Annotated in this window: 10 protein-coding genes, 1 tRNA gene and 1 pseudogene; 4 read left to right on the top strand and 8 right to left on the bottom strand. The window is 63.4% G+C overall.

The window, feature by feature from the left end; translation table 11 throughout:
* Positions 1–2 precede the first annotated feature (2 nt).
* The 3 genes and pseudogenes from V1294_RS09125 to V1294_RS09115 form a co-directional block, all read right to left on the bottom strand.
* Positions 3–1,820, bottom strand: a complete 1,818-nt coding sequence (locus V1294_RS09125; protein ID WP_334496490.1) for a DEAD/DEAH box helicase — start codon at positions 1,818–1,820, stop codon at positions 3–5.
* A 176-nt stretch (positions 1,821–1,996) separates the two neighbouring features.
* Positions 1,997–2,071: transfer RNA gene (locus tag V1294_RS09120), tRNA-Glu, on the bottom strand.
* Positions 2,072–2,204: 133 nt separating this feature from the next.
* Positions 2,205–2,544, bottom strand: a pseudogene (locus V1294_RS09115) (hypothetical protein).
* Between V1294_RS09115 and V1294_RS09110 the strand changes: the two are divergent.
* The gene (locus tag V1294_RS09110) at positions 2,543–3,571 is read left to right on the top strand and encodes an RluA family pseudouridine synthase (protein WP_334496489.1); all 1,029 of its coding nucleotides are present in this window, start codon (positions 2,543–2,545) and stop codon (positions 3,569–3,571) included. The pseudogene V1294_RS09115 and the gene V1294_RS09110 overlap by 2 nt on opposite strands.
* Positions 3,572–3,786: 215 nt before the next feature.
* Positions 3,787–4,686 carry an RNA polymerase sigma factor RpoH gene (rpoH, locus tag V1294_RS09105; protein ID WP_334477275.1) on the top strand — a complete coding sequence of 300 codons (900 nt, stop codon included), beginning with the start codon at positions 3,787–3,789 and terminating at the stop codon, positions 4,684–4,686.
* Between the two features lie 298 nt (positions 4,687–4,984).
* Here rpoH and V1294_RS09100 read toward each other — a convergent pair whose 3' ends face one another.
* The 4 genes from V1294_RS09100 to V1294_RS09085 form a co-directional block, all read right to left on the bottom strand.
* Entirely contained in the window at positions 4,985–5,611 is a 627-nt protein-coding gene (locus tag V1294_RS09100) for a peptidoglycan recognition protein family protein (protein WP_442895434.1), read from the bottom strand.
* 32 nt (positions 5,612–5,643) lie between these two features.
* Complete coding sequence (locus tag V1294_RS09095; protein WP_334496487.1) at positions 5,644–6,873, bottom strand: GGDEF domain-containing protein; 1,230 nt, start codon at positions 6,871–6,873, stop codon at positions 5,644–5,646.
* Between the two features lie 647 nt (positions 6,874–7,520).
* Positions 7,521–8,138 carry a LysE family translocator gene (locus tag V1294_RS09090; RefSeq protein ID WP_334496486.1) on the bottom strand — a complete coding sequence of 206 codons (618 nt, stop codon included), beginning with the start codon at positions 8,136–8,138 and terminating at the stop codon, positions 7,521–7,523.
* Between the two features lie 55 nt (positions 8,139–8,193).
* Positions 8,194–8,607, bottom strand: a complete 414-nt coding sequence (locus V1294_RS09085) for a response regulator (RefSeq protein ID WP_334496485.1) — start codon at positions 8,605–8,607, stop codon at positions 8,194–8,196.
* A 167-nt stretch (positions 8,608–8,774) separates the two neighbouring features.
* Here V1294_RS09085 and V1294_RS09080 point away from each other — a divergent pair, with 167 nt between their 5' ends.
* Both V1294_RS09080 and V1294_RS09075 read left to right on the top strand, forming a co-directional pair.
* Positions 8,775–9,620 (top strand): SDR family NAD(P)-dependent oxidoreductase, encoded by an 846-nt coding sequence (locus tag V1294_RS09080; RefSeq protein WP_334496483.1) that lies wholly within the window; start codon positions 8,775–8,777, stop codon positions 9,618–9,620.
* A gap of 327 nt (positions 9,621–9,947) precedes the next feature.
* Positions 9,948–11,207, top strand: coding sequence for an IS110 family transposase (locus V1294_RS09075; RefSeq protein WP_334494766.1), 1,260 nt, complete (start codon positions 9,948–9,950; stop codon positions 11,205–11,207).
* Between the two features lie 223 nt (positions 11,208–11,430).
* Here V1294_RS09075 and V1294_RS09070 read toward each other — a convergent pair whose 3' ends face one another.
* Positions 11,431–12,237 carry a lytic murein transglycosylase gene (locus V1294_RS09070; RefSeq protein ID WP_334496482.1) on the bottom strand — a complete coding sequence of 269 codons (807 nt, stop codon included), beginning with the start codon at positions 12,235–12,237 and terminating at the stop codon, positions 11,431–11,433.
* Positions 12,238–12,271: the final 34 nt, after the last annotated feature.

Below are 12,271 nucleotides of genomic sequence, written 5' to 3'. Positions count from 1 at the left end.
GTCTACGCGATCAAACGCTGCACCAGCGCCGAGTCACTTGAGTAGGTCAAAAGCGCCTCGTGGGTCGCCCGGGTAACCCCAACATATGTCAGTCGAACACATTCCTCGACCGCCTCGCCATGGCGGCCGAGCAAGCCCAACCCTGCAATAGCGACGCACGGAAACTCGAGCCCCTTCGCGGTGTGCATGCTCAACAACCGCACGGCTACACGCTTCGTCGAAACTCTGTTCTTGTTGTTCTTGGCCATATCGATCGGCACTTCATGCTTGGTGAGTACCTGAGCGACCCGCTCCCCAATCCAGTGCTCCGGATAAAGGCAAGCCATTTGCGGCCACTCGTACCCCGCCTTTTTCCGCCCGAGAAACCACTCGGCGACGCAGTGAGCTTCTGCGTCGATGCTCACACACTGCCGCACGTCTGGCACCAGTCCCTGCCGACCCGCATCTTCGGGCAACAAGATCGGGTGCTCATCATCGGCCGTCGTGCCCGGAGCGCCGATCACGTCTGAAGCGAAGCGTCGCGCAAAGGCAACGATTTGGGCCGTGTTGCGGTAGTTGACTTTCAGTACGGTCGTTCTGCCCGTCGCTTCAATTCCGAGCTGTTTCCACACCGGGCGCTCACGTCCCTTGTAGATAGCCTGTATATCGTCGTAGACGACCATCAGCGCCTTCGTGCGCGGGTTCACCATCTTGGCCGCAAGCGCGAGCCATTGCGGCTCGAAGTCGTGCGCCTCGTCGATCAGGACAGCGTCATACTGTTCCGTTGGGATATGCCCCTGATCCACAGCCTTTACGACCTCTGAAACGCTCGCAGCCAGTCGCTTTGCGTAGTCTGGATATTCTCGCTCCGATGGAGCGGGAATCCCATAAGTCCGCAGCATCCGATAACACCAGGCATGAAAGGTAAGGACCTGAACACGGTCCTCCACGCCCCGATTCTGCATGGTGTCCTCAAGTCGCCCAGCGATGCCATTGGCGTAGCACAGGATGAGTACCGGCTTTGTCGCCGCACGCGCCAGATGTTCGGCTCGAAAGGCAAGGATCAGCGTCTTGCCCGATCCAGCAACGCCGCGAATAATTCGATGCCCCTCTCCCAAGCTGCGTGCGATCTGCTCCTGATGCATGTCCATCACTGCAAGCGTCCGGTCGGATGGATCGGGCACCATCGGTTCGTCCAGAGGCAGGGCAATCTGTCGTATGCGGATTTCGGGAAAGAGCAGCGCGCGCAGCCGGTCGAACTGCGGCATCGACAGAGGCTCTCCGAGACGCGGATAAACCATGCGCCACAATCTGGACCGGAATTCTTCAGGGTCCGCGCCCTCCGTCATTTCATCCTTGAACACACATAGATGCTCGGCGAGTACCTCCTTGAGATTAGTCTGATCGAACTGCTTGCGCGTGATATTGGTGAATACGGCCCCGAAGCCGAACGGAAGGATGGATTTGCCCATGCAGCGGTGACCGGCCGGGAACAGTAGTTGGCCATCGCGCTCCAGCGTGCGCACGACCTCGAACGTGTACTTGCGAGCCTGCTCCAGGGGGTTGCTCTCCCGCACGATGCCGCGGCTCGTCAGCAGTTCGACTTTTGCCTTGTCGGCCGAGACGATTGACTCCAGGCGCCAGTCCTTCACCTCAAGCACGAGCAGGCCATTTGCTGGGTGAACGATGATAAAGTCCGGATGCCGGCTGCGCGGGCCTACCGGGAGATTGTGCCAAACGACAGCGTTCTCTTCGAGGAAGTCCTTGAGGCGCTCAGCGAGTCTCAGCTCGCCGCGGGTGTCGAAGCGCGCGAAGCCGAGGCTGGGAATCAGGATTGCCATGTAACGGCCGAGAAGTTGACAGCCGGCTCGGAGCTTAACGTGACCTCAACACGCTTTGGACCAATGCTGACGGGCCTGCCCCTTCGCAAATCAATCGTTCTCCCAGCGACTTTTTCAGGAAGACCAATTTGGGCAGGGGCGACTTCAACACCCGTGCGACGGCGTCCTGAAGCCCGTGGCGCTCCCTAGGGGAATCGAACCCCTGTTTCAGCCTTGAGAGGGCCGCGTCCTAACCGCTAGACGAAGGGAGCGTGTGCCAGAGGGAATAGCCGCGAAATGTGCGGTGGGCAAGGCAAGTCTGACGGCCTTCGCACGGTTGGGTAAACCTGTTGCCTGGCGTCCTCTGGCCGGCCCCCCGGGCATTTCGGGCCGATCGCGCAGGCTTCAGGGCTCGTTGGCGAATTTGAGCTTTCCGGCCGGTTTCAGCGTCTTGGCGTCGAAGGTGCGGATTTCGGTCACCCCGGCTATATCCAGCGTCAGCACCAGCCGCTCGCCGGCCACCGCCGTCGAGACGATGCGGGCGCCCTTGGGCAGGGTTGCGATAATGTCCGTCGCGGCTGCCGCGGGGCTTCCCTCTCCCCGGTAAAGACGGTACCCGACGGCGATCAGGACCACGGCCACCGCGAGGGCCGAGGTCGAGGCCCGCGATCAGCATCATCCGCCGCACCCGCGCGATCAGCGCGGCCTGGTCGGGGGTCGGTTCGGGCGCAACGGTATCGGTCATGCAAGGCTCTGCTTTGGAACAAGGCTTATCTAACGGCGGTCAAAGGCTGGAGGTTATCGTCGGCGGCGACGAGGGATCGCCCCGCCTCGACCGCGTGCTCGCGGTGCTCCGCCCGGAACTGTCGCGCTCGCGGCTGAAAGCGCTGATCTTGGCCGGTTCCGTCACCGCCAAAGGCGCCCCCATCCGCGACCCCGCTTATCATGTCACTGCCGGCGATACGATCACAATCGACGTGCCCGAAGCGGTGGCGCCGGAGCCTGTGGGCGAGGATATCGCGCTTAATATTGTCTTTGAGGACGACGACATCATCGTCATCGACAAGCCGAAGGGCCTCGTCGTGCATCCGGCCGCGGGGCACGAGACCGGCACGCTGGTGAACGCCCTCATCGCCCATTGCGGCGCGAGCCTTTCCGGCATCGGCGGCGTGCGGCGGCCGGGTATCGTGCACCGGCTCGACAAGGACACGACCGGGCTGATGGTGGTCGCCAAGAACGACCAGGCGCATCAGTCGCTGACCGCGCAATTCGCCGATCACGGCCGTACCGGCCCGATGCAGCGCGGCTACATGGCCTTCATCTGGGGCGTGCCCAACCGCCAGCGCGGCACGGTCGACGCGCCGATCGACCGGCATGTTTATGCGCGCGAAAAAATGGCGGTGCGCCCGGGCGGACGCGAGGCGGTCACGCATTGGGAATTGCAGGCGGCGTATCAGGGGCGCGACGGCAAGCCGGTCGCCTCGCTTTTGGCCTGCCAGCTCGAGACCGGGCGGACCCATCAGATCCGGGTGCACCTCGCCCATATCGGCCACCCCCTGATGGGCGATGCCGTCTATGGCCCGCACTTCAAGACCAAGGCCGGGCAGCTCGGACCCCAAGGTAAGGATGCACTCACCGCCCTCGGCCGGCAGGCGCTGCACGCCTACCTGCTCGCCCTGGAACACCCCCGAACCGGGGAATTTTTGCATTGGGAGGCGGCCCTGCCGGAGGATTTGCTCCTCCTGCAAAGGGCGCTGGAAGCGGCGCTATGACGCAGGCCATTCTGAAAAGACAAGCTATACCAACAGGTTATAGCTGCCACACGGTGACGTGACGTCAGTATTCCTTCCCTATTTGTTCGTTTTCGGGTATGTTGCACCTGCGCTGAATATCCAGCGCGGAACATCGCAGCCTGGTCGGCTTTAACACAGCGATCACCTGCCGGGCCCGCCGCTATCGGGGGCCTGAACCACTGGAGGGCGCTCAAATGGCCCGTACAGCTACGTTGCCGGTTCTCAATGGAGAATCCGGCCTTTCCAGATACCTCGCCGAGATCCGCAAATTCCCGATGCTGGAGCCCCAGCAGGAATACATGTTCGCCAAGCGTTGGCGCGAACATGACGATCGCGACGCGGCACATCACCTTGTCACCAGCCATCTCCGGCTCGTGGCCAAGATCGCCATGGGCTATCGCGGCTACGGCTTGCCGATTTCCGAGGTCGTCTCGGAAGGCAATGTCGGCCTGATGCAGGCGGTCAAGCGGTTCGAGCCCGAGAAGGGTTTTCGTCTCGCTACCTACGCCATGTGGTGGATCAAGGCGTCGATACAAGAGTACATTCTGCGTTCCTGGTCACTCGTGAAAATGGGAACCACCGCGAACCAGAAGAAGCTGTTCTTCAACCTGCGCAAGGCGAAGAGCAAGATCTCCGCGCTGGACGAGGGCGATCTCCGCCCCGACCAGGTGAAGTTGATTGCCAAGCGCCTCGGCGTGACGGATCAGGACGTGGTCGACATGAACCGCCGCCTCGGCGGCGACGCGTCGCTCAACGCGCCGATCCGCGACGACGGTGAAGCCGGCGAATGGCAGGACTGGCTGGTCGACAACTCGCCCAACCAGGAAGCCGTGATGGCCGAGCATGAGGAGTTCGATCATCGCCGTCAGGCGCTGAACGGCGCCATCGGCGTGCTCAACCCGCGCGAACGCCGCATCTTCGAGGCGCGGCGCCTGGCGGAAGAGCCGATGACGCTGGAAGACCTCGCCGCCGAATTCGGCGTCTCGCGCGAACGCGTGCGGCAGATCGAAGTGCGCGCTTTCGAAAAGGTGCAGTCGGCCGTCAAGGGCACGATTGCCCGGCAGGAAGCGGAAGCGCTCGAAGCCGCGCTCTGATCGCGCGATCGAGGTAACAGTTGACGAAAGCCGGCGGCAACGCCGGCTTTTTGTTTTTGGGGGGATGCGTTTGCAAGCGACTTGCGGGCGAAGCTCCACCCGCCCCTTGAGGGGGCGGGTCGGCTCACATGGAGCGTAGCGCAATGTGAGACGGGGCGGGGTGACGGTCTCTCCACGTCCGACAGTGTACGGGTGGAGAGACCGTCACCCCACCTCGGTTCGCATTGCATGCGACCCGATCCTCCCCCTCCAGGGGAGGATAAGAACACCGACCGGCGGTCAATCAATCGGACGATCGCTACTCCCCCCACTCCCGCGCCATCTTTGCCAGCGCGCAGCCTTCGCAATAGCGGGCGTCCTTGTAGTCGATCCAGTTGTGCGCATAGACGCGATCGAGCGGAATGCCGTAACGCGCGCGCAGCACCTTCACCAGAATTCGCCACGCCGCGACCTGCGCTTCGGTAGGCACGCGCGTCACGTCGGGAAAATTGCCGGCGAATTCGACGCCGACCGAATTGTTGCCGATCACCTGCCGATAGGTCGGGCCGTTGTCGATATACTTGTTGTCGTTGCGGTTCGCGCCGTCACCATGGGTCGGAACGAGATGTTCGGCGACCGCCCAGTACACCGTGCCGTCGGTTTCGACCCAGACCATGACGCCGCGCCGGGTCGGGTTCTTCGACTGCGCCTGCGCGCCGCCGCGCGCGGAGCCTGCCGGCCCTTCGGTCTGGTGCACGATGATGTTGCGCCAGGGATGAGATTTTGCGAGGTCGCCCCATGGCGCGAGCCATACCATCTTCAGGCCGGGAATATCGGGTGTGCCGGACGCGCGCGCGATCGCGGCGAGGTCGGGCGTTTGCGCGGCGGCGCAAGCCGGAAACAGAAGGGTGAACAGTGCGGCCGCGACGAGACGAAAATTCATGATCGAGGTCCAGTGACGGACCTGAGTAGCACGTCTCAGGCCCGCTGGCGCAGGCCGATATCCGCTATTCCCGACGTTGCGGGTTCGGGCGCCAGTGGCGGCGCCGGGTCGTAGGTCGCAAAGCCGTTGCGGCCGGCCTTCTTGGCGTCGTACAGCGCATGGTCGGCGGCCGCAATCAGGCGGTCGGGATAGGCGCCCATCTCGCGGGCCCATTGCGCGACGCCGATCGAGACCGCGATCGGAATGTCGTTGCCGGCGCATTGCTCGGCGTCCACACGGCAGACCTCCAGCACGCGGCGCGCGATCATGGCGCCTTCGCGCAGCGTCGAGGACGGCAGCACGATGCAGAACTCGTCGCCGCCGGTCCGCGCCAGCATGTCGCCGGGCCGCAGGCGTGTTTGCGCCATCAGGGTGAAATGCTGCAGGCAGGCATCGCCCGCGGCGTGGCCGTGGGTATCGTTGATGCCCTTGAAGCCGTCGAGATCGATCACCAGCAGCGCGAACGGCTGACCTGAGCGTTCGGAGCGCGTGCATTCCTCCGTGAGGCGCTGCAGCAGATAGCGGCGGTTGCCGACGCCGGTGAGATCGTCGAGCAGCGCAAGATCCGCGACCTCGTTGCGCAGGCGGTCCATCGCCATCAGCAGGAAGCCGAAATTCAGCGACATCGACAGGAACACCAGCACCAGGATGACGACCGATTGCACCGGGTTGAAATGCATATAGGAGAATCCGCCGCCCGCGCTGGTCACCGCGCCGATCCACCTGGCGACGAAAATGGCCATGATGAGAATGGTGACGACGCCGGCGAGCCGCGCGCCCGGATTGACGCGCCCCTCGTGCCGGCCGAGCAACAGCTTCAGGCTCAGCACCATCGGCAGCGCCTGGGCGATCGTGAAGACGGTCATGCGCGCGGGCACGCTGTCGTAGACGAAAGTGAAAAAGCACAATCCGGCTGCGCCAAGCCCGGTGACCAGCACGGTGAGGCGCCAGGAAACCGGTTGATCGAAGAACTTGCGGATACCCATCGCAGCCAGGCAGATCGCCAGGATCAACGCGGTGCCGGCAAACAGCAGCGGCACCAGTGAATCCAGGAAAGTCACGCGCAGCATCGCCATTGCCGCGCCGGCCGCCGCAACGAATGCCGAACCGGTCCAGAACCGCGCGGCTTCGAACGACGGATAGCTGCGCATGACGTAGGCCCAGATCAGGCCCAGCGCGAGAAAATTGATGACGAACACCGTCCAAAGCGTCGGAACGCTCAGCATCGCGACCCCGGGACGCGCGCGTCCCGTCTCCCCAGTTGCCTAACGACCGCTCAAGACTTCCGCCTCGGGCTTTCTCCCACGACGATCGTTGTTGTCTCGTCCCGTCGTCTTGCGGGACAAGGTGCATCCGCGACGCTTAACGGACCCTGACTGCCGCCGGCCAATCCAAACCGTGGTTTTGAATTGATGAAGATCGTCGAAATTGGGACATCGTTAAGCATGATGCGCGCGATGCGAACGGCGGTGACGAGGCGCGTTTCGGCAAAAAATCGCATCAAAATGCATAACAACTGTGGATAACGTGATGACAACGCCATGACAGCACGCGGCATGGGCCTGCGAATCTGCTGGGATTGTCATCGAGGATGTTGCGAGGCTGGCCCTCCGCCAAGCATGCCTCGGTGTCGCGTTTCAATCCATGAAAACCTTGAGAGGATACTATGGCTAAGAAAGCGAAGAAGGCGAAGAAGGCCAAGGCGAAGAAGGCCAAGAAGTCGAAGAAGAAGTGAATTTTGGCCCGGGTGGAGTGCTCAGCTCCGCCCGGGCTCCCAACTCCGGGTGCAATTTGGAGAATGGCGGGCCGCAGGCCCGCCTTTTTGGTTTTGGTACACGCGAACGCGTAGCCCGGATGGAGCCACGGGAAAATTTCAGCGCTCCGCCAGCGCCAGCTTGGCGCCGAGTGCGGCAAATCCCGCCGCAAAACTCCGGCGCAGCCAGGCCATCACCTTCGGGCGCGTGATGACGCGGTCGCGCAGCGAGGCTGCGAACAGGCCATAGACCGCGAACACCGCAAACGTCATCGCCATGAAGGCCGCGCTCAATTCCAGCATCCGCGCCAACGGGTGCGGCTCGTCGACGGCTATGAACTGCGGCAGGAAGGCCAGGAAGAAGATCGACAATTTCGGATTGAGGATGTTGATCAGGATCGCGGTCACGATGACGCGCCGGCTGGAGCGGGTGGCCGCCGCCGGGCGCGTGTCGATCGACAGCGCGCCTGTCTCGCGCAACGCCTGCCAGGCCATGTAGAGCAGATAGACCACGCCGCACCATTTCAGCGCGGCAAACGCCAGGGCACTGGTATGCAGCACCGCGGCAAGCCCGAGCATGGCGGCCAGCATGTGCGGCAGGATGCCGAGCGTGCAGCCGAAGGCCGCCGCAACACTCGGCCGCGCTCCCAGCGTCAGCGCCACCGCGAGCGTATAGAGCACGCCGGTGCCGGGCGAGGCGACTACGATCAGCGAGGTCAACAGAAACGACAGCGTCATGCCCTGCCATTACCACGGCGGCATCCGACGTGGAAGCACGGGCACCCGCGGCTGCTTACGAACGCGGGCGCCGCTCGGCCTCGTTGTGGCGGCGCCTTTCATACACCATCCGTTCCGCTTCGCGGATCACGTCGAGCGGCGCCCACGGCTTGGACCAGAACTGGACGCCATCGGGCAATTCCTGATGCAGCGGTTTGCCTGAGGTGACGATCACCCCCATCTCGGGATTGTACTTCCTGGCGATGTGCGCGAGCTCGACCCCGTCCATGTTGCCGGCAAGCTGCACGTCGGTCATCATCAGGACCAGGCTATCGGCGACGCGCTCCAGCACCAGCTCGGCAGCCTCCGCACTCTCGCATTCGATGACATCGACCTCGCTCTCTTCCAGCAGCAGGCAAATCATATCCCGTTGCATCGGATCGTCTTCGACGATGAGGGCCGTCGCGCGATATGGTTTTGATTGTCCCATGGTGGCCTCCTCGAAAATGATCGTGCCGGTTAAGGGCGTCTTTTATGTCGGCTAGTCGACTATGTCGGCTAGTCGACGTTAAGGCTCGAAGCGCTTTATTGTTCAGTTCCAATTTGCGAAAGTTGCGGAACCCGCCTTCTTTCTCGATCCTTATGGAGCCCATCCCAATGACTGCAATATCCGGAAGCGCGGCCGCCGTGACCGGCGCCGCCAGCGGCATCGGCCGCGCGCTCGCGCTGGAACTGGCCGCGCGCGGCTGCGACCTGGCGCTCGCCGACCGCGACGAGGCCGGGCTGCAGCAGGTGGCCGCCGAGATCGCCAAAGTGGCCACGCGCAAGGTATCGATCCACCGCGTCGATGTCGGCGAGCCCGCCCAGATCCAGCAATTCGCGCAAGCCGCCATTGCCGCCCACCCCCGGCTCAACATCGTCATCAACAATGCCGGCGTCGCACTCCTTGGCGCCTTCAACGAGGTCGACCAGGCGCAGATGGAATGGCTGATCAACATCAATTTCTGGGGCGTGGTGCACGGCACGCGCGCGTTCCTGCCGCATCTGTCGCTCAAGCCGGAGGCGCATATCGTCAACGTCTCCTCGATCTTCGGCATCATCGCCCCGCCCGGCCAGACCGCCTATTGCGCGGCCAAGTTCGCGGTGCGGGGCTTTTCGGAAAGCCTGCGGCATGAACTGGCTGTCGCGAACAGCCCGGTGAAGCTGTCGGTGGTGCATCCCGGCGGCGTGCTGACCAACATCGTGCGCAACTCCCGCACCGGCGCCGGCATCACCGACAATGCGCGCCGCGCCGAATCGATCGATCGGTTTGATGCGATCGCCAAGACCACGCCGCCGGTTGCAGCCCAGCGCATCATCACCGGCATCGAGAAAAACCAGCCACGCATTCTGATCGGCAACGACGCGTGGTTCATGGATCTGTTGCAACGGTTTCGTCCGGCGACGTATTGGGCGGCGCTGGCGAAGCGGATTGGGAAGACGGCGGAGAAGAAGGGGAAGTGAGGCTGGCGTGCGGATGGCGTCCCTTCGTAGGATGGGTGGAGCGAAACGATACCCATCAATGCCGGCGCTTGATGATGGGTTTCGCTTCGCTCTACCCACCCTGTACCCTTCTGGCGTTCGGCACCAGTCGTTGATGTAGACTGGCTGCACGGGCCGATCTGCCGGGAGCTGCCTGACCCACCCGTGCTATGAGCCACCTTCGTAGGACCTGCGCCCCGGTGGAGCGGCTGCGATCAATATCCACTAGGAGGTTTGCGCCAAGAGCGCCAGTACAGGGATCGATCGGGATCGCAGTGGGCCCGCTTTGAGAAGCGAGGAGGTCCAGTAATGGTTGAGGATGTGCGTTGGTTTGTCGGGATCGATTGGGCAACACAGAGCCACCGCGTTTGCCTGCTTGATAGCGAAGGAGGACGCATGGGCGAGCGGGAGTTCGCCCATGGCGGAGCCGGACTGACGGAACTGCGAGATTGGTTGCTGCAGAAGACCGGGGCTGCGCCGGGGCAGATCGCCGTCGCGATCGAGATGCCGCATGGTCCCGTGGTGGAGATGCTGCTCGAGCACGGGTTTGTGGTCTTTGCCATCAATCCCAAGCAGCTCGATCGTTTCCGCGATCGCTTCACAGTCGCAGGCGCCAAGGATGACAGCCGAGACGCCCTTGTCCTTGGAGACTCACTGCGTACCGATCGGAAAGCCTTCCGGCAGCTTGCGATCGACAATCCGGTGGTGATCGAGCTGCGCGAGTGGTCGCGCCTCGTGGACGAGTTGCAGCAGGAACGGACGCGTCTGGCCAATCGTCTGCGTCAGCAGCTGTGGCGCTACTATCCGCAGGCGACCGAACTAGCCGATGATGTCGGGGACGACTGGTTCCTGGCGCTGTGGCAAAAGGTGCCGACCCCCGCCGCCGCCGCGAAGGTAACGGAGAAGACGGTTGCGCGCATCCTCAAGGACCACCGCATCCGGCGTCTCGATGCCGCCACCGTGCTGCAGACCTTGCGCAAGACGGCCTTGTTCGTCGCCCCAGGCACGACGGAGGCCGCTTGCGTGCATATCCGCAGTCTCGCGGCGCGCATGCACCTGGTCAATCAGCAGATCAAGGAAGCCCACAACGCCCTGGACGGCCTCTGCGCCGGGCTCGCGGCACCGGACGAGGAGAGCCCGTCGGGGCAGAGCCGTGAGCAGTGTGACGTGGCAATCCTTCGCTCCTGGCCGGGAATCGGCAGGATTGTTCTCGCCACACTGCTCACCGAGGCAGCGCAGCCGCTGCAGGCCCGAGATTATCACGCCTTGCGTGCGCTGGCAGGGGTTGCTCCGGTGACGCGGCAAAGCGGCAAACAACGCTTCGTGATCCGCCGCCACGCCTGCAACAGGAGGCTGCAGACCGCCGTTCATCATTGGTCGCGCGTTGCCATCCAGCACGATGCTGCCGCGCGGCGCCGCTATGATGCCTTGCGGCAGCGCGGCCACGGCCATGCACGTGCGTTGCGTAGCGTGGGCGATCGCCTGCTCTCGGCTCTATGCTCGACCCTCAAGAGCCGGACCCTGTATGATGCCAACCGCGGGAGTTCGCAGATCTCCGTCAAACAGTAAGCCTCATTCCTTGGTTCGGCCGCTTGCGACCATTCCTTCGTCCCGACCTGCCGAACCCGACAGCGACGCGCGCAGACGCTGTCCAGGATGCCATCGGCACCGGCGTAGCCGGCGCGGAGCGTCCTGGACGGCGGCGAGCACGGCGCTACGCTCGTCATTCAAGGACGCCCAGCTCCTTGACGAAAGCTAGGAGGTCCTACGAAGTAAGGAAGCGACGAGGCTCTTACCGCCCCACCAGCCTGTCGGCAAAATACCCGATCGTCTTGCGGTAGATCGTCGCCCTGTTCCATTCGCGCATAGCTTCGAAATTCGCGGTGCCCTCGCCGTACGGTGCGCCGCCCTTGAAGCCGCTCGTGTGCAGCAGGTTCGCGGTGGAGGCCAGAACATCGGGCACGCTGTGGCGCAAATCGACATGGCCGTTGCCGTCGAAATCGACGCCGTATTTGATATAGGACGACGGCAGAAATTGCGTCTGGCCGATTTCGCCGGCGAAGGCGCCGATCAAATCGCGCAAGGGGAGATCGCCGCGCTGCACGATCTTCAGCGCCGCCAGCAACTCGCCCTGGAACAGTTCGGTGCGGCGGCAATCATGCGCCATGGTAGCGAGCGTGCGGATCACCGGCATCTTGCCGATGTCGCCCTTGCCGTAATCGGACTCCAGCCCCCAGATCGCGACCACGATTTCCGGCGGCACGCCAAACTTCTGCTCGATGCGCGCCAGCAGCGAGCCGTGCCGTTGCAGCATCTGCCGGCCGATGTTGATCCGCCCCGGACCGACGCGGGTGGGGACATATTGCTCGAACGTCTTGTTGAAGGTGCCGCGCTGTCGCCGGTCGAAGGCGAGCACTGCCGGGTCCTGCGTGACGCCTGAAAGCGCCTGGCTGATCACGGCCTGCGAAACGCCAGCCGCGGCGGCTTCCTGCGACATCGCCGCCACGAAGGTGTTGAAATCGCCGCCGCAGCGGGCGGCGTAAGTGGGGCTGGAGCAGATGACGGCGCTGATTAAAATGGCCCAGTGAAGTATGCGCATGCGAATCCCTTGTTCATTCTGGGGCCGATCATGC

This window comes from Bradyrhizobium sp. AZCC 1678 (assembly GCF_036924765.1).
Classification (GTDB): Bacteria; Pseudomonadota; Alphaproteobacteria; order Rhizobiales; family Xanthobacteraceae; genus Bradyrhizobium; species Bradyrhizobium algeriense.
The sequence above is the reverse complement of the archived record's forward strand: the minus strand, read 5'-3'. Positions and strand labels throughout refer to the sequence as shown.